The organism is Mycobacterium sp. M26 (genome assembly GCF_001494595.1).
GTDB lineage: Bacteria > Actinomycetota > Actinomycetes > Mycobacteriales > Mycobacteriaceae > Mycobacterium.
Genome location: NZ_LN929908.1, coordinates 2,278,916 through 2,302,485, shown reverse-complemented (window position 1 = coordinate 2,302,485; position 23,570 = coordinate 2,278,916). Strand labels below are relative to the sequence as shown.

24 protein-coding genes and 1 pseudogene are annotated in these 23,570 nt (G+C 68.5%); 16 read left to right on the top strand and 9 right to left on the bottom strand.

The annotated features are described in order from the left end of the window. Positions 1 to 124: 124 nt before the first annotated feature. The 6 genes from BN3385_RS20330 to BN3385_RS20305 all read left to right on the top strand — a co-directional run bounded on the left by BN3385_RS20330 (position 125) and on the right by BN3385_RS20305 (position 5,409). The gene (locus tag BN3385_RS20330; RefSeq protein WP_059019437.1) at positions 125 to 1,039 is read left to right on the top strand and encodes an NAD(P)H-dependent flavin oxidoreductase; all 915 of its coding nucleotides are present in this window, start codon (positions 125 to 127) and stop codon (positions 1,037 to 1,039) included. A 6-nt stretch (positions 1,040 to 1,045) separates the two neighbouring features. After that, positions 1,046 to 1,924, top strand: coding sequence for an alpha/beta fold hydrolase (locus tag BN3385_RS20325; RefSeq protein ID WP_059019435.1), 879 nt, complete (start codon positions 1,046 to 1,048; stop codon positions 1,922 to 1,924). Between the two features lie 59 nt (positions 1,925 to 1,983). Then, positions 1,984 to 2,781 (top strand): SDR family NAD(P)-dependent oxidoreductase, encoded by a 798-nt coding sequence (locus tag BN3385_RS20320; protein ID WP_059019433.1) that lies wholly within the window; start codon positions 1,984 to 1,986, stop codon positions 2,779 to 2,781. Positions 2,782 to 2,916: 135 nt separating this feature from the next. After that, positions 2,917 to 3,783 (top strand): acyl-CoA thioesterase domain-containing protein, encoded by an 867-nt coding sequence (locus BN3385_RS20315; RefSeq protein ID WP_059019432.1) that lies wholly within the window; start codon positions 2,917 to 2,919, stop codon positions 3,781 to 3,783. 3 nt (positions 3,784 to 3,786) lie between these two features. Beyond that, on the top strand, positions 3,787 to 4,602 hold the full coding sequence (locus BN3385_RS20310; RefSeq protein WP_059019430.1) for an SDR family oxidoreductase: 816 nt from the start codon (positions 3,787 to 3,789) through the stop codon (positions 4,600 to 4,602). Positions 4,603 to 4,635: 33 nt separating this feature from the next. Further along, complete coding sequence (locus tag BN3385_RS20305; RefSeq protein WP_059019428.1) at positions 4,636 to 5,409, top strand: enoyl-CoA hydratase/isomerase family protein; 774 nt, start codon at positions 4,636 to 4,638, stop codon at positions 5,407 to 5,409. A 10-nt stretch (positions 5,410 to 5,419) separates the two neighbouring features. On the opposite strand, the gene BN3385_RS20300 is transcribed toward BN3385_RS20305, so the two are convergent. Beyond that, positions 5,420 to 6,205, bottom strand: coding sequence for an SDR family NAD(P)-dependent oxidoreductase (locus BN3385_RS20300; protein ID WP_059019426.1), 786 nt, complete (start codon positions 6,203 to 6,205; stop codon positions 5,420 to 5,422). Then, positions 6,202 to 7,560 (bottom strand): flavin-containing monooxygenase, encoded by a 1,359-nt coding sequence (locus tag BN3385_RS20295; protein WP_059022222.1) that lies wholly within the window; start codon positions 7,558 to 7,560, stop codon positions 6,202 to 6,204. Before BN3385_RS20295 ends, BN3385_RS20300 begins: the two co-directional genes overlap by 4 nt. Positions 7,561 to 7,675: 115 nt before the next feature. On the opposite strand from BN3385_RS20295, the gene BN3385_RS20290 reads away from it, so the two are divergent. Next, positions 7,676 to 8,713: an AraC family transcriptional regulator gene (locus BN3385_RS20290; protein WP_059019425.1), complete on the top strand. Its 1,038-nt coding sequence runs from the start codon at positions 7,676 to 7,678 to the stop codon at positions 8,711 to 8,713. Here BN3385_RS20290 and BN3385_RS20285 read toward each other — a convergent pair. Then, on the bottom strand, positions 8,683 to 8,964 hold the full coding sequence (locus BN3385_RS20285) for a hypothetical protein (RefSeq protein ID WP_059019423.1): 282 nt from the start codon (positions 8,962 to 8,964) through the stop codon (positions 8,683 to 8,685). The genes BN3385_RS20290 and BN3385_RS20285 overlap by 31 nt on opposite strands. Positions 8,965 to 9,049: 85 nt before the next feature. Further along, complete coding sequence (locus BN3385_RS20280) at positions 9,050 to 9,565, bottom strand: hypothetical protein (RefSeq protein WP_156432823.1); 516 nt, start codon at positions 9,563 to 9,565, stop codon at positions 9,050 to 9,052. Between the two features lie 121 nt (positions 9,566 to 9,686). Here BN3385_RS20280 and BN3385_RS20275 point away from each other — a divergent pair, with 121 nt between their 5' ends. Then, on the top strand, positions 9,687 to 10,766 hold the full coding sequence (locus BN3385_RS20275) for a hypothetical protein (protein ID WP_059019419.1): 1,080 nt from the start codon (positions 9,687 to 9,689) through the stop codon (positions 10,764 to 10,766). Between the two features lie 3 nt (positions 10,767 to 10,769). Here BN3385_RS20275 and BN3385_RS20270 read toward each other — a convergent pair whose 3' ends face one another. Together BN3385_RS20270 and BN3385_RS20265 are read right to left on the bottom strand one after the other, a co-directional pair. Continuing rightward, positions 10,770 to 10,982: a hypothetical protein gene (locus BN3385_RS20270; protein ID WP_059019417.1), complete on the bottom strand. Its 213-nt coding sequence runs from the start codon at positions 10,980 to 10,982 to the stop codon at positions 10,770 to 10,772. A gap of 68 nt (positions 10,983 to 11,050) precedes the next feature. Then, the gene (locus BN3385_RS20265) at positions 11,051 to 12,880 is read right to left on the bottom strand and encodes a fatty acyl-AMP ligase (RefSeq protein ID WP_059019415.1); all 1,830 of its coding nucleotides are present in this window, start codon (positions 12,878 to 12,880) and stop codon (positions 11,051 to 11,053) included. A gap of 102 nt (positions 12,881 to 12,982) precedes the next feature. On the opposite strand from BN3385_RS20265, the gene BN3385_RS20260 reads away from it, so the two are divergent. The 4 genes from BN3385_RS20260 (at position 12,983) to BN3385_RS20245 (ending at position 15,980) form a co-directional block, all read left to right on the top strand. After that, positions 12,983 to 13,762 (top strand): acyl-CoA thioesterase, encoded by a 780-nt coding sequence (locus BN3385_RS20260; protein ID WP_059019413.1) that lies wholly within the window; start codon positions 12,983 to 12,985, stop codon positions 13,760 to 13,762. A 37-nt stretch (positions 13,763 to 13,799) separates the two neighbouring features. Beyond that, entirely contained in the window at positions 13,800 to 14,633 is an 834-nt protein-coding gene (locus BN3385_RS20255) for an SDR family NAD(P)-dependent oxidoreductase (protein WP_059019411.1), read from the top strand. Between the two features lie 102 nt (positions 14,634 to 14,735). Continuing rightward, positions 14,736 to 15,026, top strand: coding sequence for a DUF4193 domain-containing protein (locus BN3385_RS20250; RefSeq protein WP_059019409.1), 291 nt, complete (start codon positions 14,736 to 14,738; stop codon positions 15,024 to 15,026). Positions 15,027 to 15,056: 30 nt separating this feature from the next. Further along, the gene (locus tag BN3385_RS20245) at positions 15,057 to 15,980 is read left to right on the top strand and encodes an alpha/beta hydrolase fold domain-containing protein (RefSeq protein ID WP_059019406.1); all 924 of its coding nucleotides are present in this window, start codon (positions 15,057 to 15,059) and stop codon (positions 15,978 to 15,980) included. A 2-nt stretch (positions 15,981 to 15,982) separates the two neighbouring features. On the opposite strand, the pseudogene BN3385_RS20240 reads toward BN3385_RS20245, so the two are convergent. Beyond that, positions 15,983 to 16,465 (bottom strand): annotated as a pseudogene (locus tag BN3385_RS20240) (NlpC/P60 family protein); the annotation flags it as partial. 335 nt (positions 16,466 to 16,800) lie between these two features. On the opposite strand from BN3385_RS20240, the gene BN3385_RS20235 reads away from it, so the two are divergent. Beyond that, positions 16,801 to 17,289: an SRPBCC family protein gene (locus tag BN3385_RS20235; protein ID WP_059019404.1), complete on the top strand. Its 489-nt coding sequence runs from the start codon at positions 16,801 to 16,803 to the stop codon at positions 17,287 to 17,289. Here BN3385_RS20235 and BN3385_RS20230 read toward each other — a convergent pair. Continuing rightward, positions 17,286 to 18,065, bottom strand: a complete 780-nt coding sequence (locus BN3385_RS20230; protein ID WP_059019402.1) for a hypothetical protein — start codon at positions 18,063 to 18,065, stop codon at positions 17,286 to 17,288. The two genes, BN3385_RS20235 and BN3385_RS20230, sit on opposite strands and share 4 nt — an antisense overlap. A gap of 45 nt (positions 18,066 to 18,110) precedes the next feature. Here BN3385_RS20230 and BN3385_RS20225 point away from each other — a divergent pair, with 45 nt between their 5' ends. After that, complete coding sequence (locus tag BN3385_RS20225) at positions 18,111 to 18,944, top strand: formate/nitrite transporter family protein (protein WP_059022218.1); 834 nt, start codon at positions 18,111 to 18,113, stop codon at positions 18,942 to 18,944. Here the strand turns inward: BN3385_RS20225 and BN3385_RS20220 are convergent. After that, entirely contained in the window at positions 18,925 to 20,520 is a 1,596-nt protein-coding gene (locus tag BN3385_RS20220) for a PucR family transcriptional regulator (protein ID WP_059019400.1), read from the bottom strand. The genes BN3385_RS20225 and BN3385_RS20220 overlap by 20 nt on opposite strands. Before the next feature lie 107 nt (positions 20,521 to 20,627). Here BN3385_RS20220 and BN3385_RS20215 point away from each other — a divergent pair, with 107 nt between their 5' ends. Both BN3385_RS20215 and BN3385_RS20210 read left to right on the top strand, forming a co-directional pair. Continuing rightward, a complete protein-coding gene (locus BN3385_RS20215; protein WP_059019398.1) occupies positions 20,628 to 22,145 on the top strand; it encodes a CoA-acylating methylmalonate-semialdehyde dehydrogenase in 1,518 nt (505 codons plus the stop codon). Between the two features lie 24 nt (positions 22,146 to 22,169). Beyond that, the gene (locus tag BN3385_RS20210; protein WP_059019396.1) at positions 22,170 to 23,555 is read left to right on the top strand and encodes an aspartate aminotransferase family protein; all 1,386 of its coding nucleotides are present in this window, start codon (positions 22,170 to 22,172) and stop codon (positions 23,553 to 23,555) included. Positions 23,556 to 23,570 lie beyond the last annotated feature (15 nt).

Here is a 23,570-nt window from a genome sequence, read left to right as displayed (position 1 = left end):
CCTCTCTGTTGGGCTCGCCGGGACTTGCAGTGGGCACGACGTCAGCGAACTCTATCGGCATCGTCGCACATATCGGCCGACCTGTTACGTCGTGGCCGCTCGCGGGGGTGTGCTGAGATGAGGCGTGCCCAACCGGATTCAGCGCTTGTTCGATATCGCCTACCCCGTCGTCCAGGCCCCGATGACCTACATCGCCCGTGCGGAGCTGGCCGCCGCGGTGTCGCAGGCGGGTGGTCTGGGCATGATCGAGACGCTGACCGAAGACGGCCGCGCCGACCTGCTGCGGGTGCGCGAGCTGACGGACCGGCCGGTGGCGGCCAACCTGATGATCCAAGGCTGGAAGCGCGACCCGTCGATCGTCGACGTGCTCGCCGCGGCCGACGTCCGGCACGTCTTCACCTCCGCCGGTGACCCGAAACTGTTCACCGACCGGCTGCACGACGCCGGGATGATCGTGGTGCACGTGGTGGGTTCGCTGGCCGGTGCCCGCAAGGCGGTCGACGCCGGGGTGGATGCCCTGGTTGTCGAGGGGGTGGAAGGCGGCGGGTTCAAATCCGCCCTCGCGGCGTCGACGATGGTCTTGCTTCCGCTGGTGGCCGAACACGTCGATCTGCCGCTCATCGCGGCCGGCGGGATCTGTGATGCCCGGTCCGCGGCGGCTGCCGTCGTGCTGGGTGCCGAGGGCGTCCAGATGGGCACCCGCATGCTGGCCAGCCGAGAATCCGCCGTGCACGCGAATTTCAAGGAGGCGATCGTGGCCGCCGATGACGCCGGCACGGTGCTGCTCGACATCCCGGGCAACCCGACCATGCGCGTGCTGCGGACCGGTCTGGCCCGCCGCGTCGCTGACCACGACGGTTCGCCCCTACTCGGCGCCATCACCGAGCTGTACTTCGGGGGTGACATGGACGCCAGCGTCGCCAACACCGGCCAGGTGTCCTCCCGCATCGAGGAGATCGCCCCGGTCGCCGACATCATCCGCAGCACCTGGGCCGATGCACAGAAGGAACTGGCCGCGGCCGCCGACCGACTGGCCTGACATCCCGTGGACACCATCTGGAAGTCGGTGACGTCGCGCGACGGCACGACCATCGGCTTCCGGCAAATGGGCTCGGGACCCGCCGTGTTGATCCTCCACGGCGGTGCCCTGGCCTCCCAGCACTACCGCACGCTGGGTGCGGCACTAGCTGACCGCTTCACGGTCTGTATCCCCGACCGGCGCGGCCGCGGGATGAGCGGACCCTACGGACCCGACTACTGCATCGAGCGGGAGGATGAGGACCTTGCCGCGATCGTGGCGGCCACCGGTGCCGAACGCGTCTTCGGCACTGCCGACGGCGGCCTGTTCGCCCTCCACGGCGCGGCCGCGCTCCCCCAGATCCGCAAAGTCGCCGTCTTCGAGCCGGTCCTGTTCGTCGGTCAGCCCGGATTGCCCGAGTTCAGGGCGACCATCGCCCGCGCCGAGTACCTGATCGCCAGTGGTGACCTTGCAACGGCCATGTCGAGCCTGGCCGCCGATGCCGCGAATGATCCTCGGACACAGACTGTTTCCGCTCCCTACCGGGCACTGGGCCGGGTTCTGACCACGCCGGCGGTATGCCGGGTGCTGCTGGCTCTGGATGCGCTGGCCGCGCGAGGCGACCGCGTAGCACTGCGCGATCTGGTGCCCGCGCTCATCCCGGAACTCAAGGTGGTCGCGGCCACCGAGGACACCATCGACTACTACAGCGGCGTGCTCGCCGAATGTCTGCTGATGTGCGGCACCGGCGCACCACCACTGTTCACCGCGACCCGCGATGCCCTGCTGGGAGTGCTCCCCCACGCCCGCGCTGTGGACGTGCCCGGGGCGAACCACGGTGCGGCGCAGGACCAGGGCGGAAGCCCGGCGGCGATCGCCGAACGACTGGGACAGTTCTTCGACTGATCCCAGGACGTCTGGCATCTTGATCACCGGGCCGTCCCGGGCCACGAAAGGATCCGACGTTGAGCACAGCGCAAGGCTTACAGGGCAAGGGCATTCTGGTCACCGGTGCGGCCTCCGGAATCGGGCTGGCCACCGTCGAGCGACTGCTGGCCGCGGGTGCGACCGTGGTGGGTATCGACCTCGCCGCGGACGCCCCGGCGGGGATCAGTGCCTACCGGCAGGCCGACGTGCTCGACGCTGAGGCCGTTGCCGCCGCTGTCGCCGATGTGGTGGCGGCCGCGGGACGTCTCGACGGCGTGGTGCACTCCGCGGGGGTGGCCGGCGGCGGTCCAGTGCACCTGGTCCCCGACGAGGAATGGGACCGGGTGCTGGGGATCAACCTGAAGGGCACCTTCGTGGTGAACCGGGCGGCGCTGACCCAGATGACCCAGCAGGACCGCGCCGAGGGCGAGCGCGGATCGATCGTGAACCTCGCCAGTATCGAGGGTCTGGAAGGTACCGCCGGCGGCAGTTCCTACAACGCCTCCAAGGGCGGTGTCGTCCTGCTGACCAAGAACATCGCGATCGACTACGGCCCCAGCGGAATTCGGGCCAACGCCATCTGCCCGGGATTCATCGAGACCCCTCTACTGGAATCGGTGATCGGCCTGCCCGGGCTGGAGCATTCCCGGGAGGGGCTGCGCCACGAGCACAAACTTCGCCGCTTCGGCAGGCCCGACGAGGTGGCGGCGGTCGCGGCGTTCCTGGTCTCGCCGGATGCCAGTTTCGTCAGCGGGCAGGCGATCGCCGTCGATGGCGGTTACACGGCAGGCCGTGATCACGGCGTCACCGAGATGATGGGCCTCGGCGAGCAGTAGCCGTCCTCCGATCGGGGGACGCGCAGGTCCACCTCAAGTCGGTCCGGCCGGGGGACGGTGTCGGGCGGTTGACCGCGCCATAGTGACGCAGGGCACGTTGAACAGGCAGCGGCCCCCCGCACGAAGGACTGCACCATGGCTCCACTCGTCAGCGTCGGCACCCCGGCGAACTCCCCCACCTACTTCGTGGCGTCCGGCCCGGACACCTTCCGCCCCACTCCGGTCGCCGCCGGGTACTGGGGGGACGGAGTGCTCAGTGGACCCGCGGTCGCCGGACTGGCCGCCTGGGCACTGGACGACAGGTTCGGTGCGACCGACCTGCTGCCGTCCCGGTTCACCATCGACCTGCTCCGGCCCGCGACCTCGGCACCGACCACCGTGCACACCCGTGTCCTTCGGGACGGCAGGCGGATGCGCAGCAGCGAATGCGATGTGGTGCAGGACGGCAGACTGGTCGCGCGAGCGACCATGCTGCAGTACCTGATCTCGGGCGCCCCGGGCGGTCTGGAGTGGACCACCGAGTCGTCCTTCGAGCCGCCCCGCGACGCATCCGGCGACGACGTGTACGTGGGCAGCGAGGAGGTGGGCTGGAGCCCGATGGGCGTGCATCATCAGAACGTCCAGCGCAAGCGGGCCTACTATCGCGGCTGCGATGTCGTGGCCGGCCGTCGCACCAGCCCGTTCGTTCGCTCAGTGATCGTCGCCGAGGCGGCGACCAACCTCGTCACCAACCTCGGCACCGAGGGTATCGGCTACATCAACGGCGACCTGACGGTGGCGCTGTCGCGGCTGCCGCGCAGCGAACACCTTGGTATTCAGGCTGATTCGCACTGGTCGGCCGACGGCATCTCGGTGGGCAACGCCACCTTGTTCGATGAGAGCGGCCCCTTCGGCACTGGACTGGTGACCGCGATCGCCAACCCGGCGGCCCGCATCGACTTCGGTGGGACCGCGCCGGTGTCCGCGCCCGGGGCCGAGCTGTTCACCAAGCGAAGCGCCTGACCGATGAGGGTCTGGTTCATCACCGGAACGTCGCGCGGGCTCGGCCGGGAGTTCACGCTGGCGGCCCTGCGGCGCGGTGATCGGGTGGCTGCTGCGGCCCGCAACACCGACGCCCTGGCCGATCTCGTCCGGGACTTCGGCGACGCCGTCCTGCCGATCCGCCTCGATGTACGCGACCGGGATGCCGCCTTTGCCGCCGTCAGCCGTGCCCACGACCACTTCGGGCAGCTCGACATCGTGGTCAACAACGCCGGCTACGGCCAGTACGGGTTCGTCGAAGAGCTCTCCGAATCCGAAGTCCGCGATCAGATGGACACCAACTTCCTGGGAGCGCTGTGGATCACCCAGGCGGCGCTGCCGTACCTGCGCGCCCAGGGCAGCGGACACCTGATCCAGGTGTCCTCGATCGGCGGGGTCACCGCGTTCCCCCATCTCGGGATCTACCACGCTTCGAAATGGGCGCTGGAGGGCTTTTCGCAGTCGCTGGCCCAGGAGGTGGAACCGTTCGGCATCCGCGTGACCCTCGTCGAGCCGGGCGGCTTCGACACCGCGTGGGTGGGATCGGCACAGCAGTCCGTCCGGCTGCCCGCCTACGCCGCAGAGCACCGCAGATTCGAACGGGACCGCACCGAGCGGATGTCGGCGATGGGTCAACCCCAGGCTGCCGGGACCGCGCTGCTCGATATCGTCGACTGCCCCGATCCGCCGCTGCGGGCGTTCTTCGGTGCCGGCCCGCTGGCACTGGCCCGGGCGGAATACGCCAGCCGGCTGGACACCTGGGAACAGTGGCAACCTCTTGCCCTCTCAGCACAGGGCTGACGACACCCGGCGCGGCGAAACTACAGTGCAGCAATGAGCCTCGTCACCTACGACGTGCACGACCACGTCGCCACCATCACGATGAACCGGCCCGAGGCCCGCAATGCGATCAATGGAGCAATGCGGACCGACCTCAACGCCGCCTGGGAGCGCTTCCGCGGTGACGAGGACGCCTGGGTGGCGATCCTGACCGCCAGCGGTGACGTGTTCTGCGCCGGCGGTGATCTCAAGGACGGCGAGGGCTCGGTCGGTACCTTCGCAGGCACCTTCTGGGAGAAGCCGACGATCAACTCGTTCGAATCCGGTATGGAGCTCTACAAGCCCACGATCGCCGCGGTGCACGGGCCGTGTGTCGGCTACGGGTTGACCGGAGTGTTGTTCTGCGACTTCGTGATTGCCTCCACCGAGGCGACGTTCAGTTATCCGGAGGTGCGGCTTGGCGTGCCGACCATCGTCGGTGCGATCCGGCTCCCGGGCCGGGTGGGCTGGGCCAACGCCATGGAACTGTTGCTCACCGGACGCCCGATCGACGCCGAGCGGGCCAAGGAGATCGGACTGGTGTGGCGATTGGTGGACGCCGCCGATCTGCTCGCAGAAGCTCAGGCGTGGGCGCGGGTCCTCACCGAGGCCGCGCCCCTGGCGCAGCGGGCCACCAAAGAGGTGGCGTGGCGCACCGCCGACATGGGCTGGATCGAATCGGTGCGCTTCGGTGAGGTGATGCGCAAGGTCGCCGGCGCCACCGAGGATGTCGCCGAGGGCCTTTCAGCGTGGCGGGACAAGCGCCCGCCCCAGTGGAAGGCTCGTTGACGCCGCGCCGCTATCCGAGGCTGCCGAGATAGCGGGTCCGTCCCCGCTCGCCCAGCCGGCACAACACGGCGTTCGAGCGGCGCAACACCGCGGGGACGGTCGCGGCCAGCCTCACCAGCCACCCGTCGGATGCCGGAACCAGCACCTCCAGCTTGGGCCGGTCGATCTGCCCGACCACCGCTTTCGCCACGGCCGCCGGCTTCATCGGCGGAGTCAGGAAGTTCAGCGCCGAGCCACCCGAGCGGGCTTCGTGCTGCAGCATGGGGGTATCGACCGCGCCGGGGTGCACCATGCTGATCCGCACTCCGGTGGTGTTCTCCGAGAGGGCGAGTGAGGACATGAACGCCCGCAACCCGGCTTTGGAGGCGCAGTAGCCGGGACTTTCGGCCAGCGGCAGCATCGATGCCAGCGACACGACGGAAACAATCTGTCCCCCAGCCGCTTTCAGCGCCGGCATCAGAGCCAGCGACAGCAGGATCGGGGCCTGCAGATTGATGGCCTGCTCACGGAGGACCTGCTCGGGACGAAGCTGGTCCACCGGCGTGGTGTTGACGATCCCGGCGTTGTTCACCAGGACGTCGCAGCGCCCCCCGAGGCGTTCGACGGCTTCGCGGACAGCGGAAGTGAAGTCGGGATCGGTGAGATCGGCGACCACCGGGCTGACATCGTCGGGCAGGCGCGCCAACCCGTCGGCATCGACGTCGACCGCCACCACCCGAAAGCCGCGGCCGATCAGCAACGAACACACCGCAGAACCGATGGCGCCCGCGGCACCGGTGACGACGGCGGTCCTCATACCGATGCTCCGATCGTCGCCGTGGTGCGCAACGCATCGAACATGCCCGGGGTCAGGCCGGCCCATCCCATGCGTTTACCCAGCGTGCGCAAGTAGTTCCGGTACGTCCGCGAGTCGACGTAGTTGCCGTGCCGGGGTGAGTCGACGAAGGCAATGCCGCCGGTCAGGTCGGGCTGGTCGGTGGCAATCAGCCGGTCAAACCTCGCCGCGCGCTGCGGGTCGTGCACCTGGTCGTGCAGATAGTTCGCGACCACATTGCTGATGTGGTCGAACAATGTGTAGGCACTGGAATTGGTCTCCAGATATCCCAGGCCGATCAGGTTGCGGTGCCCGCGGTTGAATGCGGTCAGATACAGGTCGGGACGGCCGTGCCGCCACGTGAAGTAACTGTCGTCGATGTAGGGCAGCGACCAGTCGTAGCCGGTGGCGTAGAGGATCAGGTCGATGTCCTCGCTGCTGCCGTCGGCGAAGACCACCCGCCCGCCGTCGAGATGGTCGATATCGGGCCGGATCTGGGCGTCGCCGTGCTGAAGGTGGTGCAGCAGTTGACTGTTCATTAGCGGATGGGTTTCAAACAACTTGTGGTCCGGCTTCGGCATGCCGTAGCGGGTCAGGTCGCCCTGCAGTAGTCGCAGCAGGGCACTGAGCACCGGCCGCTCCAGCCGCAGCGGTAACTGTGGTCCGCGCGCGGTGAGCTCGTCGGACGGCAGCCCGAACAGGTGCTTGGGGATGATGTGGTAGCCGCGGCGGATGCTGACGAACGTCGCCTCGGCATTGGTGGCGGCGTCGCAGGCGATGTCCGCCCCGGAGTTCCCCAACCCGACGATCAAGACTCGCTTGCCGCGGAACTCAGCCGGGCTGCGGTAGGTCACGGCGTGACGCCGTTCGCCCGCGAACGTACCCGGGTGCTCGGGCATCCGCGGCGACCAGGTGACCCCGGTAGCATAAATCACCGCGCGGTAGCGCGAGGTGGTGCCGTCGGCACGGGCGACCTCCCAGCCCTCGGTAGTCCCCCGGACGTCACTGACCGCGGTGTCGAAGCGAATGTTGTCGTACAGGCCGTAGGACTGCGCGAAACTCTTGGTGTACGAGAGGATCTGGCGATTCGCCGGGTAATCCGGAAACGTCTTGGGCATCGGGAAATCGAAAAAGCCGGACACGTCGCGCGAGGAAATGAAGTGTGCGGACTCGTACATCGGCGTACCCGGGTTGTCGAGGTCCCAGATTCCGCCGACGTCACTGTGGCGCTCGAACTGGTCATAGTCGATACCGAGGCGCCGAAGCGCTCGGGCCGCAGACAGCCCGGCCGGTCCGGCGCCGATGATGCACACCCGCTGTTCGGTGGGCACTGTCATGGTCAGGTCCTCCTCTTTGTCGGTGGTGGTCCTACCCAATCGCGGATCGAGGCTGCGGCGTGAGGGCAGCAGCGGTCACAATGGGGGGCAAAGCGGACAGGATGGAGGGGCCGGCATGGATCGGCTGGCGGCGGCGGTCATCCCGCCATCGGTGCTCGCCGGCGTCATCGCTGTGGGCCAGAACGACAGCCGCGAGGTGTCTCGCTGGTTCTCGGGCACCGGACTCACGCCGGCACAGATTCTGGCGGCCGACGCCCCGCTGGTGTCGTTCCGGCAGGCCAGCACCGTGCTACGCCGAGCGGTACGGGACTACCCGGACCGACCGCTGGGACTGCAGACCGGGGCGCGTGACGTGTTGTCCACCTTCGGCATGCTGGGGGTGGCCATCCAATCCTGCTCGACCATCACCGAGGCGTTGACGGTCGGCGTGGAGCTTCACCAGGCCGCAGGCAGCCTCGTCGACACCGAGGTCGAGTACTTTCCGGCCGAGTTCGCGCTGCGTCTGCACGAGCGCTCGCCCGAGCCCGAACTCGTGGCCTTCCTCTGCGAGGAGGCGTTATGCAGCACCCTGGCGCTGATCCGGTCGCTGCTCGGCGCCGACCGCGACCCGTCCTATCTCGAGTTGAGCTATCCGCAACCGGTGTATGCCCGCGAGTACCAGCGCTACTTCCGGTGCCCGATCCGCTACGGCGGGGACGCGAACCGGATGCTGTTCCCGCTCAAGGTGCTCGAGCGGGAGATGCCCACGCCCGACCGGTTCATGCACGCGGCCGCCGTCGATGCCTGCCGGCGACTGCTGAATCCCGGCCAGACCAAACCCGACGTCGTCGCCGTCGTCGAAACCGTGATCAACGCCAATCTGCGCCGGCCGCCGAGTATCGGTGACGTGGCAGCGCAACTCCACATCAGCGACCGCACCCTGCGCCGTCAACTCGAGGCAGCCGGCGACAGTTTCGCGGCGATTCGTGACCGGATGCGCGAGCGGCGGGCCACCTTCCTGCTGACGGATTCGCCGCTGCCGATCACCGCCATCGCCGCCGAGGTCGGCTTCTCCGACGGCCGCGAGTTCCGGCGCGCCTATCGACGGTGGACGGGCCAGGTACCCAGTGCCGCCCGGGCCGCTCAGTTACAGGGCGCGTCGCCCGGCGTGTAGTACGGCACCCCTTCGGGCGTGTAGCAGGGCGGCTGACCGGCGGCCGCCTGCGCGGCGGCGTCGTCGGCCGTAGCGGCCCCGGCGATTGCGGCGCCGGTGGCGACATCGCCTGCGACATCGGTACATCCGCCGACCGACACATGCCGGCCGCCGACATCACCACACACGTCAGCGCTCGCAGATGGCGCGATCGCGACCGGTGCCACACCCAGCGCCATGGCGGCCAGTACTGCAGCAGAAAGCTTCTTCATCTCCCTGTCCTTCTCATCCCCGGGGGTCCTCCCGACCCGGTTTGATTATCGTCGCTTGCCGTTGGCTGCGGAGCCATTCGCACGGCTACCGGGCGCACGTCGGCTGCAGACTGTTGATCAGGGCGTACACTTCGTCCTTCTTCTGGTCTGCATAGTCGATGACAGTCCACGTCGCGGGTTGCGGAAAGGCCAGCGTGTACGTCGACCCGAAGTCGAGGTCGTAACCGCCGCCCCAGGTGACCTGGAACAGCGCCTCCACCGCATCGCTCATATCCGACGTTGCGCGGTCCAGGTTCTCCAGCAGCGGCGCCAGACCTGGTACGACGCCGGCGCGGTTGGTGTCCTCCATGACGTGCACGCCGTGGCTGACCAGGACCAGGTTGGCCTCCGCATCACGCTTCTGTGCCACGCCGCTGACGTAGGGGGAGGTGATGACGGTCCGCACCCCGGCGATCCCGGCCGAAACGCCGGTGTCGAGGCTGTCGCGCAGTTGGTCGAGCACCCCGCAGGGCACGCTTTCGGTGGTGGCGCCCGCCATCGGGACCGCCGTGACGGTCCAGACGGCGACCAACGCCGTCACTGCTGCATACGCTGGCTTCATCGCCGACTCCCATTCGCCCGGGTCACGCCGCTTACCCGCCCTATCGACACCGTTCCGTGACGCGTTACCGACGACGTTCGCTGCACAGCGTGCGCGCAAACCCCCTAGGGTCTGCGGTGCGATGCGAATTCGACGGTGGGTGGCGGCCCTGACTGCCGCGGTGGTCGCGACCGCCGGTGTGACGGTTGCGCCCGGAACGGCCGGCGCGCAGTCCGGTTCCCGGGTCGCGGTGTCCGCGGGCGCCTTCACCCTCGACGGCCAGCCGTGGTGGCCGGTCGGGTTCGATGCCTACGAACTCGGCACCAACTGGGCGGTGAATTCCGGTTGTGGCGCGCAGGTGGACCTGGACCGCTATTTCGGGTCGCTGCCGCCGAATTCGCTGACCCGGTTCAACGCCTATGCGCCCCTGGCCCGCAATCGGCGTACCGGGGCGGCGGATTTCAGCGCATTGGATGCGGTCTTCGCCGCGGCGCAACGGCACCAGCAGTTGCTGGTCGTCACGCTGGCCTCTGGTGAGGGAGCCTGCGACGACGGGAACTTCAAGGACACCGCCTGGTATGGGGGTGGCTGGACGTCGTCACCGTATGCCGACTGGCTCGACACGGCGGTCGCCCGTTGGGGACAGTCCCGCGCCCTGGCCGGCTGGGAGCTCGTCGGCGAACCCGAGCCCAGCGTGTGCGGTGACCAGCAGTGCCGATGGCAGCAGCGGTCCTGCCCACCCGATGCGGCGGCAGCGCTGCGCGGGTTTTTCGACAGCGCCGGGGCCAGGCTGCGCTCGCTGGACGCCGACACCCCGATCTGGGCCGGCCTGGCCGGGGGCGGTCAGTGCGGCTCGGCAGGCGACGACTACCTCACGATGGCCCAATCCCCCGGCGTCGACGTCCTCGACCTTCACGACTACGGCCCGCCCGGTGTGCCCCTGCCGGGCAGCACGGCAGACGGCGTGCAACGACGGTTACAGCAGGCTGCCACTGCCCGAAAGCCGTTGGTGGTGGCCGAGATGGGCCAGCCGGCCGGGTCGTGCCGGCCGCTGTCGGCTCGCGCTGACGACCTGGCCCGCAAGGCCGACGCCCAGCGTCGGGCCGGATCGGCGGGCGTGCTCTTCTGGGCCTTCGTCCCCGACCCCCGGCTCGACGAGTGCACGCTGGACATCGGGCCGGACGATCCGCTCTTTGCCGTCGTCAAAGGTCTTGCCGGATAACGGTTATCGACCGCGCAGCTGCAGGGCGTGCGAGCGGCAGAACCCGCCTTGGACGGTGGGTAGCCAGCCGAAGTCGACCAGCAGCTCGTTGAGGGTGTGCTTGGCGATCGCCGGATTCGGGCGACACACCAGAACCGACACGTCGATAGCCGCGCTGCATCGGTCACATTCGACGTGGAAGTCCCAGATCGGCTCTCCGGCAACAACCTCCATCATGGTGCGCCGACGCTAGCAGCGCCGAACGGCTGCCGCATGTCATGAGGCAAGCCTGTCCTACGGCGCGCTCAGCGCGCCGCGAAGTGGCCGTCGAGATACGCGGTGCGGCAGGACCGGCGGGCCAGCTTGCCGCTCGTGGTGCGCGGGATCGTGCCGGCGGGAACCAGGACAATCTGCGCGTCGGCGATACCGTACTGCTCCGACACTGCCGCACCGACCGCCGCGATCGCGGCCTGCGGATCGGACCGGCTGGTTCCCGCTGCCCGTTCGGCTACCACCACCAGCTGGTCACCGTCCCTGCCGGAGAACGAGAATGCGCTGACGTAACCGCGGCGCACCATCGGCGACGCGTCCGCCACCGTCGCCTCGATGTCCTGCGGGTAGAAGGTATGCCCGTCGACGGTGACCAGATCGACCAGTCGGCCCGTGACATAGAGCTCGCCGTCGAGGTAGAAGCCGAGATCACCGGTTCGCAACCAGCCCGCCCCCGCAGGCGCTCCGTCGGCGTGGCTGCCCTCGCCCAGCCGCGACGCCAGCGGCACGCCGAAGGCCTCGCGGGTTTCTTCCGGCCGGCCCCAGTACCCGCGGCCGATATTGTCGCCGTGCAACCAGATCTCGCCGACCTGACCGTCGGCCAGCTCCCGGCCCGTCTCGGGATCCACCATCACCGCCCACAGACTGCGAGCCACCTGACCGCACGAAACATGTTGGACTGCAGCGGGATTGTCGGCCGACACCGGGACGACACGGCCCGCTGCCAGTTGCCGGCGATCCAGGTGCACCGCGGTCGGGGTTGCCGTGGGGGCGATCGTCGCCACGAACAGTGTGGCCTCGGCGATGCCGTAGGACGGTTTGAACGCCGTCGGCACCAACCCGAACGGGGCGAACGCCGTGGTGAAAGCGTCGATGGCATCGGCGCTGACGGGTTCGGAGCCGATGATCATCGCCACATTCGACAGGTCGATGGCCGCGCCGGGATCGGGCCTGCCGCGCTGGGCGGTCCACTCGTAGGCGAAATTCGGTGCGGCGGTGACCACATGGCCTACCGACGAGCCGTCCGACAGGGCCTGGATCCAGCGCTGCGGTCGGCGGACGAACGCGGTCGGCGACAGCAGGGTCGAATGCCCGCCGTAGACGGTCGGAAAGCCGATCATCGACAGACCCATATCGTGGTAGAGCGGTAACCAGCTGACGCCGTGGGTGTTTCGGTCGAGCAGGTCGATCGACAGGATCATCTGGATCAGGTTGGTCCCGACCGCGCGGTGGGTGATCTCGACGCCGACGGGTGGCCGGGTTGATCCCGAGGTGTACTGCAGATGGGAGATGTCGTCGACGTCGATCTCGGTGGGAATGAAGGCCTCACCCGCCGAATCCGCGATGGTGTCGAGTTCCAGCACTCTCGGGCGTCGCGCCGGGGGCAGCTGATCGAGGAAGCCCTGCACCGCCGCACGGGCCGCCGACGTGGTCAGCACAGTGGTGGGGCCGGAGTCGGCCAAGGCGGTATGCAGTCGCTCGGCGTGGCCGGGTAGTTCGGGGGCGAACAGCGGCACCGCGATGGTGCCCGCCTTGATCGCGGCGAAGAACCCTGCGACGTAGTCCAACCCCTGCGGGGCCAGGATCGCCACCCGGTCACCCCGATCCGCACTCGACTGCACCTGCGCGGCGATCGCCCGCAACCGGGTGCCCAACTGCGTCCAGGTCAGCTCGGTGGCGTGGCCGTCGGCGTCGTGACCGTAGTCGATGTACCGATAGGCAACGGCGTCAGCGACATTCGCGATGTTGCGCTCGATCAGGGAGATCAGGGTGACACCCGGTGGCAGCACCACGCCGCCCCGTCCGTCCATGCAGTCCTCGATGCGCAGCAGGCCGTCCGGCACCGCGCTGTGCCCCCGATCCATGACCGAAGTCTATGCAGCGCAAGCCCCAGGTCCGGGGATCCTGAGGCGATCGTCGCACGCTATCGTGGGTGCGATTTTTGTCACTGCGGCCTCAGGGGAAGCATGCCGAGTTGGATTGCCGAGTTGGTCCGGCTCGAAGGAAGTGGCACCACCTTCAGCACCTCGGCGGCGTTCGGGGCAGGTCCGCGACTCTACGGCGGGCTGATCGCGGCGCAGGCCCTGGCGGCCGCGGCGGCGACCGTCGACCCCGGCCGGCTGCCCCAATCGCTGCACGCCTACTTCATCAAGGGCGGCAAGGTCGGTGTCGACGTCGAGTTCACCGTCGAATGCACCCGCGACGGGCGCTCCTTCAACACCCGCCGGATCACCGCCGCCCAGAACGGGGTACCGATCTTCGAGATGCTCGCCTCCTTCCACCAGCCGGAAACCACGACCGACTGGCAGCGTCCGGAGACCCGCAGGCTCGCACTGGACGACGCGACAGTGGTGACGGCCCTTCCCGAGAAATGGGCCGACCATTTCGAGGTACGGGTCGCCCCCGACACCTCGCCGGACTGGCCGGAACAGCCGTTCTGGTTCCGGACCCGCGAGCCGGTGGAGGACGACGCAGTGATCCGGGCCTGTGCGATGACCTTCATCTCGGATCTGGGCCTGGTGTCCTCGGCCCGTCCACCCGGGCAGGTGATGCCGGGTCGGGGCGGCGCCGCAAGCCTTGACCACGCACTGTGGTTGCACCGCCGCAGCGATCCGCATCAGTGGCACCTCTACGACTCGGTCGCACTGAGCCACAGCGATGCCCGTGGCCTGGCCCGTGGGTCGATCCACGCCGAAGACGGCACGCTGGTCGCCAGTGTGGCCCAGGAGTCGCTCTGGCGCATCTGAGCATGGCGATCTGCCGGGTGCGCTAGGTTTGCGCCCCGTGGAGACATTCGAGGGCCGTCGAGCGGTCATCACCGGAGGCGCCAGTGGGATCGGCCTGGCCACCGCCCGGGAATTCGCCCGCCGCGGTGCGCACCTCGTCCTGGCCGACGTCGCACAGCCCGCCCTCGACAACGCCGTCGCCGCCCTGCGGGCCGACGGCCACGTCGCCCATGGCGTGATCTGCGATGTGACCCGGCTCGAGGACGTCGAAAACCTGGCCGACGAGGCCGAGCGTCTCCTGGGCCCGGCGGACATCGTCTTCAACAACGCCGGTGTGGCGCTGGCCGGCCCGATCGCCGAGATGTCCCACGAGGATTGGCGCTGGCTGATCGACATCGACCTGTGGGGTCCGATCCACGGCGTGGAAGTGTTCGTCCCGCGGCTGCAGCGCGCCGGCGGCGGCCACCTGCTGTTCACCGCCTCGTTCGCCGGACTGGTGGCCAACGTCGGCCTGGGCCCGTACTGCGTGGCCAAGTACGGCGTCGTCGCGCTGGCCGAAGTGCTGTCGCGCGAACTGCGCACCGACGGCATCGGCGTCTCAGTCCTGTGCCCGATGCTGGTGGGCACCAACTTGGAGACGAACTCACAGCGCAGCCGGGCCGGCCTGCTCGCCGAGCCCGCCGCCGACGACGCTGACCCGCCGTTCGCCGAGCACGTCACTGACGACGTGGTGCTCGACGTCGACGAGGTGGCGCGGCTCACGGTTGATGCCGTGGCGGCCAACAGGCTGTATGTTGTGCCGCACAGCAATGCACGTGGCTCCATCCGGCGCCGGTTCGAACGCATCGATCGCACCTTCGATGAGCAGGCCGCCGAGGGCTGGGCGCATTGACCGGAAGTCCGGTGTTTAGCCGGCGGCCGGTTCGGGAACAAACCCGCATTCAGCCACGTTGTCGCGTCGGTTGACTAAAGATCTTTACGGGAAGGCACGGATATGACGGTTGACTACGACGCCCCCCGTCGCACGCAGGCTGAGCCTGAGGACGAATCGCTGGAAGATCTCGCGGGTCGGCGCAATGACGCCGCGACGGCGGTCATCGATGTGGATGAAGCCGATGCCGTTGACTCGTTCGAGCTGCCCGGTGCTGACCTGTCCGATGAGGAACTCACCGTCCGGGTCATCCCCAAGCAGGCCGACGAGTTCACCTGCACCAGCTGCTTTCTGGTGCACCATCGCAGCCGGTTGGCCGACGCCGCCGCGCTGATCTGCACCGACTGCGCCTAAACCGGCGGTCCGCTCGGCGACAATGAGCGGGTGCCCAGCCTCCCAAGCCGGCTCGTCGTCGCCGCCATCCGGATCACCGGCCGTGGTGACGAGCTGTCCAGCGCCACCGCAGCCCATCGGTGGATCGCCGAACGGCGGCTGCGCCCAGCGCCATTCGGTCCCCCGCGCCGGCTCGGTACTGACGTCGACGTCAGCGTCGGTCACGAGGCCGGGTGGCCGGTCTATACCGTCAGCCCGAAGGGTCGCACTGGCCGGCGCCGCGCGGTCTATGTCCATGGCGGCGGTTGGGTCAACGAGATCGACCCCGCCCACTGGAGGTTCATCGCCCACCTGGCCACCGCGTCCGACACGACGGTGCGGGTGCCGATCTATCCCCTGATTCCGTGGGGAACCGCTAGTGAGGTGGTACCCAAGGTGGCCGATCTGGTGAGCGCCGAGATAACCGAAGCCGGAGCGGCCAACGTCTTCCTGCTGGGCGATTCCGCAGGTGGCCAGATCGCCTTATCGGCGTCGATCTGGCTGCGCGACAACCATTCTCAACAGCCCGGCCGGGTGTTTCTGATTTCCCCGGTTGTCGACGCCACCTTGAACAACCCCGAGATCGGCAGAGTCCAGCCGCACGATCCGTGGCTGGCACGTCCCGGTGTCGTGGTGTACGCCGAGCAGTGGCGCGGTGAGCTCCCGATCGAGGACCCGCGGGTGAGCCCGTTGTTCGCACCTCTGGCCGGGCTGACCGCCACCACGCTGTTCTCCGGCACCCGCGACATCCTCAACCCCGACGCCCGCGTGCTGGCCCGGAAGGCGCGCGAGGCGGGTGTGGACATCGACTACGTCGAGGGCGACGGCATGGTCCACGTCTATCCCCTGCTGCCGATACCCGAAGGGCGCGCCGCCCGCCGACGAATCGTCGACGAGATCAGCGCGCCCCGTGGGGAAGCCGGTCAGCCGGGTTAGGCGATGACGCGAACCAGATAGGGAGCCATGTCCTTGGTACGGACCGGCGAGACGGCCACGGCGGTGTCGGTGACTTCCAGCATCTGACCATTACCCAGGAACATCGACACACTCTGCGTGCCGTCCGGTCCGTAGAAGATCAGATCGCCCGGCAGGGCCTGATCGGCGGTCACGTGCTGGCCGACCTTGTACATATCGCCGGAGGACCGGGGCAGCTTGGCTCCGACGCCGGCGTAGACGTACTGGATCAGGCCCGAGGAATCGAAACCGACAGTGGTGGCGCCGGTCCCCTTACCGAGGGTGGGCCCGGTGATGTCGCCACCGGCCCACGAGTACGGCACACCGCGCTGGGCGAGCCCGCGGTCGATGACGATCTTGACGTACTGGTCGCGGGTCACCGGGGCGGCACTGGCGCTCGCCGACACCAGACCCGGGATCGCCAGCAGCACGGCCAGGCTGATCGCAATGGCATAGAGGCGCTTCATCGTGTTCTCCATCTCCTCCGGGCCCGGTGGTGATCGTGTGATCCGGCCCCGCGCCCACTTCGTGTCCCCCGTGACGGGAACGCCCCGGGAGCAAAACCCGCGATGTTCACAAAAGTCACTTCAGTAACTTCTACAGCAAACCCGCAGCGCCCGGCCACCCGGATTTTTCGCTGACCAGGCAGTTTGTCCGAACCGTGATGAAACGGTGTCCGTAGCGCGCCCCAAAGTTGGCCGAACAGTTGCGGTTTCATCCGGCGCGCCCGCTGTGCGGTTGGCGCTCAGCGTGTTTGGCAGGACCGCCTTCGGCGCCGCGCCGCTCCCCTAGGCTCAGGGCCATGGTGGGCCGCGAGGTGGAGGTGTTCGTCGCTATCGACGCACCCGTCGAAAGGGTCTGGGACCTGGTCAGCGACATCACTCTGATGCCCGACCTGAGTACGGAGTTGCAGCGGGTCGAGTGGGCCGACGGATTCGACCGACCGTGCCTCGGGGCCCAGTTCCTGGGCACCAACTGCCACGACGCGATCGGCACCTGGACCACTCGCTCGCAGATCACCGCCTGCGAGCCGCACCGAGTCTTCGAATGGGCCGTCGGCGACGTCACCGCACCGGCGGCTGTGTGGCGATTCGACCTCTCCCCAGCAACGGACGGGACGCAGCTGCGCTACTCGGCTCGGCTGGGCCCCGGAAAGTCCGGTGTCACCATGCTGATCGACCGTGACCCCGATCGTGCGGAGGAGATCGTGGCCCGCCGCATGGGTCAGTTCAGCACCGCGATGCAGACCGTGGTGGCCGGCATCAAACGGATCGCCGAGACGGGCGCCTAGCGCGTGGCGTCGCGCACCCGATACGTCGACGGCCACGACTTGCGGGACTCATCCCCGGTCAACGCCATCCCCATCCCACCGACCTTGACGTCGTAGGCCTCCCTGCCCGCACCGACTTCGCGGTTGGCGTGCTGCTGGGCCAGGTAGTACAGCTCGTCGATGGAGGCCTCGCTGTAGGCCACGAACGATGTCTCCCGAACGACGTTGTCGGGCACGGTCATCCGGTCAGGCAGAATCCGGGAAGCCAGCGCCGCTGACGCCATGAAAACGAACGGGATCACCCAATAGCAGACGAACGACAGCGGGGTCTTGGTGTCCAGGATCGTCGCATCGCCCTGGACGATCGGCGGGATCGCCGAAGACACCGTCATCCCGGCGAACGCCGCCACCCAGATCCATGTCAGCAGAGTGGTGATCCGCCCGAACAGCTCGCTGTTGACCACGTCGTCCGGTCGCCCCGCGGCGGCGAATTCGCGGACGAACGGCTTGCCGATCAGCGCACCGCCGAGTGTCACCAGGAAGATCCCCAGGTTGCTCAGCGGCTGCATCCAGCGCTCCATGAAGGCCTGGCTGACCGTAAACGTCAGCAGCGTCAGCACCGCGAAGGTGCCCACCGCCCCGATCTCGAACGTGAAGCCGGGAGCCTTCTTGGCCCGCCCGAACACCAGGCCGGCGACCGCCACCGCCAGCGCAACCAGGACGGCCGTCTCGAACGGGACGTTGCCGACCAGCACCCAGTACACGATCCACGGTGCGAAACCGATGAGAATACCCACGGCTGTCGAGTGTATGGCGGTACCTCGGGTGGGTATGTGCAGGTCGTGACCGAAACCAGTCAGCGTGAGCTCGGCGACTCCGACAGCCCGATCGAAGACGAGCTCGAAGAGGCGTTCACCCGCATGGTCGACGAGGGCAGCCAGCGCCTGCACCGCAGCTGGCGGGAAGTTCTGGTGACCGGGTTCTTCGGTGGCACCGAGGTGGCCATGGGCGTGCTGGCTTATCTGGCGGTGCTGGCTCAGACCCACAACCAGCTACTGGCGGGTCTGGCCTTCTCGATCGGCTTCCTGGCGCTGCTGCTCGGCCGCAGCGAGTTGTTCACCGAAGGGTTCCTGGTCCCGGTGACCACGGTGGTAGCCAAGCGTGCCGCCTTCGGTCAACTGGTCAAGCTGTGGAGCGGGACGCTGGTGGCCAACCTGGTCGGCGGCTGGGTGATCATGGCGCTGATCATCACGGCGTTGCCGAAGCTGGCCGATCAGACGATCGAATCGGCCGGCCACTTCGCGACGGCGCCGCTGTCGATGGAGACCGCCGCGCTGGCCGTTCTCGGTGGCATGGTCATCACCTTGATGACGCGGATGCAGCACGGCACCGACTCGGTGCCCGGCAAGATCGCCGCAGCGGTGGCCGGGGCGTTCCTGCTGGCCGGACTTCAGCTGTTCCACTCGATCCTGGACTCGCTGCTCATCTTCGGCGCGCTGATCACCGGCGACGCCCCATTCGGCTATCTCGACTGGCTGGGCTGGTTCGGCTACACGGTGATCGGCAATATGGTGGGCGGCCTGGTGCTGGTGACCCTGCTGCGGCTGCTGCGCAGCAAGGAGCGGCTCAAGGACGAGCGCCGCGAGATGGAACGGTCTACTCCCCGGCCAGGCTGAGGATCAACATCGCCACATGCAGCGAGGTCCGCGACTCGGCGTCGTCGAGATCCAGGCCCACGATCCGTTCCAGGGCATCGAGCCGCGAATAGAGCGTCGGGCGCGACATGTGCAGCGTGCGGGCGAGTTCGGCCTTGTTGCCGCCGGCCTCAAGAAAGCTGCGCAACAGGTCGAACGCCTCATCGCCGTGCACGGCCCGGTGCGCCAGCAGGCCGGCCAGTTCGGTCTCGGCGAACGCCTGCACCCGCGGGTCGGACCGGATCAGCGAGATCAGCCCGCGCAGCCGGACATCGGCCGATCGGTGAAACGGCTTGTCGTGCAACGGCATTGACATCGCGACCTCGGCGACGTGACCGGCTTCCCGCAACCCGCCGACAGCATCGATGAGGCGGCTGGACTCCGGCCCGACCCCGATCACACAGTCACTGACTCCGTCGAGCCGCACCACCGCGCGCCGGATCTCCGAGCACACCGCGCTCAACGCGGCATCCCGTGAGCCGGCCTGACCGCCGACCCGCTGCGGTGCGAGCACCAGGTCGATCTGGCCGTCATCGCGGGTGGCGGCCAGTCCGGTGTGCCCGGCCGCGCGGACCGCGTGCATGATCGCGTCCAGCGTGCGCACCCGGCGCTGTTGCACCACCACCTGATCGGCGGCCGCACTCTCCTGCAGCCGGGCGGCCATCGGAACGTAGGTCAGCGCCGGACGCAAGCCCAGTGCGTGCGCCCGCGCAGTGGCCTCGGCCTCGTCGACGATGCGCCCGCGGCGAAGGTCGTCCACCAGCCCGCTCTGGGCTCGCAGTTCCAGCGAGCTCCGGTTCTGCTCGACCATCCGGTGCAGGGCCAGCGCCTGGGCCGCCCGCTCCAGCGTGGTCACGGTGCGGGGGTCGGCGTCGGCAACCTCGGGGTCGATCAGCCGTCCCCACACCTCCCGATAGGGGCCGACCGGTCGCGCGGTCCAGGAGTCGTCGGCCGCCAGCCGGGAGCGCCGCTCCCAGTCGGCGAGCAGCCGCGAGGTTGGCACGTCGCGGGCGGCGAAGGCCAGCACCTGACGGTTCAGGTCCTCGAGAACCACCGGGGTCTCCAGCATGTCCGCGGTCGCCGCGACGATCTGGTCGATCGAGGCGCGCCGCATGCTCAGCGCGGTGAAGGCCTCGTGGACGCGCTGAGCGTAGGCCACCTCGGCGTACTGGTCGGCGACGATGCGCCGGTGCACCTCCTCGGTGACGTCGATGAACCGCACGGGCCGGTGCAGGACGGCCACCGGTAAGCCGGCGGCCGCACCCGCCTGCAGTACCGAGGCGGGCAGTTCATCGACGTGCAGCCCGAGTTCGACCACTACGCCCACCGCGCCGGCGTCGGCCAGGCCGGGCAGGTAGTCATCGGCGACACGAGGGTCGGCCAGCGCCTGACCGGTGGTGAGCACCAGCTCGCCACCGGTCAGCAGCCCGGATAGATCGGCCAGGTCGCTGACGTGCACCCAGCGCACCGGCCGGTCCAGGTCGCCCACGCACACCAGCTCCGGATCACCGGCGCGCAGCGCCGGGAGATCCAGAACCTCGCGGACCGTGGGTTGCATTGACACAGTGTAAAAGATTGAGTGCAGAACATGACAGATCGTCGGACGCATTGGACCTCCGTAGGGCCCAGAATCGAGGACAGACATCGACAACGAACAGGACTCCCGTGACTCTCACCGCGCCCAATACCCGCGTCCGCACCATCGCCCACTGGTCCGACGGCAAGCTCTTCGCTGGCAACAGTGACCGCACCGCCCCCGTCACGAACCCCGCCACCGGCCAGGTGACCGGTCAGGTCGCCCTGGCCGACGTCGCCGATGCCAAGGCGGTCATCGAGGCCGCCCGCGCCGCCTTCCCGGCCTGGCGCGACACCTCGATCGCCAAGCGCACCTCGGTGCTGTTCGCGTTCCGGGAGCTGCTCAACGCCCGCAAGCAGGAACTGGCCGCGCTCATCACCGCCGAGCACGGCAAGGTGCTCTCCGACGCCCTCGGTGAAGTCAGCCGCGGTCAGGAAGTCGTCGAATTCGCTTGCGGTATCGCCCATCTGCTCAAGGGCGGCATGACCGAGAACGCCTCAACCAACGTCGACGTCGCCTCGATCCGCCAGCCGCTGGGCCCGGTGGCCGTCATCTCGCCGTTCAACTTCCCGGCCATGGTGCCGATGTGGTTCTTCCCCATCGCCATCGCCGCCGGTAACACCGTCGTGCTCAAGCCATCCGAGAAGGATCCGTCGGCCGCGCTGTGGATCGCCAACCTGTGGGCCGAGGCCGGCCTGCCCGCGGGCGTGTTCAACGTGCTGCAGGGTGACAAGGTAGCCGTCGACGAACTGCTGACCAACCCCGCCATCAAGGCGGTGTCCTTCGTCGGCTCCACCCCGATCGCCCAGTACGTCTACTCGACCGGCACCATGCACGGCAAGCGCGTCCAGGCCCTCGGCGGCGCCAAGAACCACGCCCTGATCCTGCCCGACGCCGACCTGGACCTGGCCGCCGATGCCATGGTCAACGCCGGTTTCGGCTCCGCCGGTGAGCGCTGCATGGCCATCTCGGCCGCCGTCGCCGTCGGCCCGATCGCCGACGAACTGGTCGCCAAGATCGCCGAGCGCACCCGCACCCTGAAGACCGGTGACGGCACCCGCGAGTCCGACATGGGCCCGCTGGTCACCAAGGCCCACCGCGACCGGGTGGCCTCCTACGTCGACGCCGCCGAAGCCGACGGCGCCACCATCGTGGTCGACGGCCGCGGTGTGCAGGTCGACGGTGAGGCCGATGGCTTCTGGCTGGGCCCGACCCTGATCGACAATGTCACCCCCGAGATGAGCGTCTACACCGACGAGATCTTCGGCCCGGTGCTGTCGGTGGTAAGGGTGGCAACCTATGAAGAAGCAGTGGCTCTCATCAACTCCAACCCCTACGGCAACGGCACCGCGATCTTCACCAACGACGGTGGCGCGGCCCGCCGGTTCCAGAACGAGGTCGAGGTCGGCATGGTCGGCATCAACGTCCCGATCCCGGTGCCGACGGCCTACTACAGTTTCGGTGGGTGGAAGTCGTCGCTGTTCGGCGACACCCACGCGCACGGAACCGAGGGAGTGCACTTCTTCACCCGCGGCAAGGTGGTCACCAGCCGGTGGCTCGACCCGAGCCACGGTGGCATCAATCTCGGCTTCCCCCAGAACAACTGAGCCCGAAAGAGGCAACGCACACTCATGACCGCAACGACTTCGCACCTGCTGCCCAACGGCCTGGATGCCGAGACCGCCCGCGCCGAGGCCGCCCGGGCCTACGAGCTCGATCGTCAGCACGTCTTCCACTCCTGGTCGGCGCAGGCGCAGATCAAGCCGATGACCGTCGTCGCCTCCGAGGGCTCCTACATCTGGGACGGTGACGGCAACAAGCTGCTGGACTTCTCCGGCCAGCTGGTGTTCACCAACATCGGCCACCAGCATCCGAAGGTGGTCGCCGCGATCGCCGAGCAGGCCGCCAAGCTGTGCACCATCGCCCCGCAGCACGCCAACGCCGCCCGGTCGGAGGCCGCCCGGCTGATCGCCGAGCGCACCCCGGGTGACCTGAACCGGGTGTTCTTCACCAACGGCGGCGCCGACGCCGTCGAGCACGCGGTGCGGATGGCCCGGCTGCACACCGGCCGTCGCAAGGTGCTCTCCCGCTACCGCTCGTACCACGGCGGCACCGACACCGCGATCAACCTGACCGGTGACCCGCGCCGCTACCCGAACGACTACGCCAGCGCCGGCGTCATCCACTTCAACGGCCCGTTCCTCTACCGCTCGTCGTTCTACGCCGAGAACGAGCAGCAGGAATCCGAGCGTGCGCTGGAGTACCTGGAGCGCCTTATCGCCCACGAGGGCGCCTCGACCATCGCGGCCATCATCTTGGAGTCGGTGCCCGGCACCGCAGGCATCATGGTGCCGCCGCCCGGCTACATGGCCGGCGTCCGGGAGATCTGCAACCGCCACGGCATCGTGATGATCGCCGACGAGGTGATGGCAGGCTTCGGCCGGACCGGAAAGTGGTTCGCCATCGACCATTTCGACGTGGTGCCCGACCTGATGACGTTCGCCAAGGGTGTCACCTCCGGCTACGTGCCGCTCGGCGGGGTGGCCATCAACGACGCCATCGCCGCGACCTTCGCCGACCGCGCCTACCCCGGTGGCCTGACCTACTCCGGTCATCCGCTGGCCTGCGCGGCCGCCGTCGCGACCATCAACGCGATGGAGGACGAGGGCATGGTGGCCAACGCCGCCCGCCTCGGCGAGAAGGTGCTCGGCCCGGGTCTGCACGAGCTGGCCGCCCGGCACCGCTCGGTCGGCGAGGTCCGCGGGCTCGGTGTGTTCTGGGCGATCGAACTGGTCGCCAACCAGGCCACCCGCGAGCCGCTGGCGCCCTATGGCGGATCCAGCGAGGCGATGAACGCCGTCATCGCGGCGTGCAAGTCCGGCGGCCTGCTGCCGTTCGCCAACTTCAACCGGATCCATGCGGTCCCGGCCTGCAACATCACCGACGCCGAGGTCGCCGAAGGTCTGGCGATCCTGGACAAGGCGCTCGACGTTGCCGACACGTATGTGACCGGCTGAGAGTCATACTGAGGC

What these genes read in the sequence shown, in the direction of transcription:
- BN3385_RS20310 (WP_059019430.1), top strand. Translation starts at nt 3,787, where the DNA reads ATGAGGGTCTGGTTCATCACCGGAACGTCGCGCGGGCTCGGCCGGGAG.
- BN3385_RS20270 (WP_059019417.1), bottom strand. Translation starts at nt 10,982, where the DNA reads ATGATGGAGGTTGTTGCCGGAGAGCCGATCTGGGACTTCCACGTCGAA.
- BN3385_RS20260 (WP_059019413.1), top strand. Translation starts at nt 12,983, where the DNA reads ATGCCGAGTTGGATTGCCGAGTTGGTCCGGCTCGAAGGAAGTGGCACC.
- BN3385_RS20315 (WP_059019432.1), top strand. Translation starts at nt 2,917, where the DNA reads ATGGCTCCACTCGTCAGCGTCGGCACCCCGGCGAACTCCCCCACCTAC.
- BN3385_RS20265 (WP_059019415.1), bottom strand. Translation starts at nt 12,880, where the DNA reads ATGGATCGGGGGCACAGCGCGGTGCCGGACGGCCTGCTGCGCATCGAG.
- BN3385_RS20290 (WP_059019425.1), top strand. Translation starts at nt 7,676, where the DNA reads ATGGATCGGCTGGCGGCGGCGGTCATCCCGCCATCGGTGCTCGCCGGC.
- BN3385_RS20280 (WP_156432823.1), bottom strand. Translation starts at nt 9,565, where the DNA reads ATGAAGCCAGCGTATGCAGCAGTGACGGCGTTGGTCGCCGTCTGGACC.
- BN3385_RS20305 (WP_059019428.1), top strand. Translation starts at nt 4,636, where the DNA reads ATGAGCCTCGTCACCTACGACGTGCACGACCACGTCGCCACCATCACG.
- BN3385_RS20295 (WP_059022222.1), bottom strand. Translation starts at nt 7,560, where the DNA reads ATGACAGTGCCCACCGAACAGCGGGTGTGCATCATCGGCGCCGGACCG.
- BN3385_RS20235 (WP_059019404.1), top strand. Translation starts at nt 16,801, where the DNA reads ATGGTGGGCCGCGAGGTGGAGGTGTTCGTCGCTATCGACGCACCCGTC.
- BN3385_RS20210 (WP_059019396.1), top strand. Translation starts at nt 22,170, where the DNA reads ATGACCGCAACGACTTCGCACCTGCTGCCCAACGGCCTGGATGCCGAG.
- BN3385_RS20250 (WP_059019409.1), top strand. Translation starts at nt 14,736, where the DNA reads ATGACGGTTGACTACGACGCCCCCCGTCGCACGCAGGCTGAGCCTGAG.
- BN3385_RS20220 (WP_059019400.1), bottom strand. Translation starts at nt 20,520, where the DNA reads ATGCAACCCACGGTCCGCGAGGTTCTGGATCTCCCGGCGCTGCGCGCC.
- BN3385_RS20275 (WP_059019419.1), top strand. Translation starts at nt 9,687, where the DNA reads ATGCGAATTCGACGGTGGGTGGCGGCCCTGACTGCCGCGGTGGTCGCG.
- BN3385_RS20300 (WP_059019426.1), bottom strand. Translation starts at nt 6,205, where the DNA reads ATGAGGACCGCCGTCGTCACCGGTGCCGCGGGCGCCATCGGTTCTGCG.
- BN3385_RS20285 (WP_059019423.1), bottom strand. Translation starts at nt 8,964, where the DNA reads ATGAAGAAGCTTTCTGCTGCAGTACTGGCCGCCATGGCGCTGGGTGTG.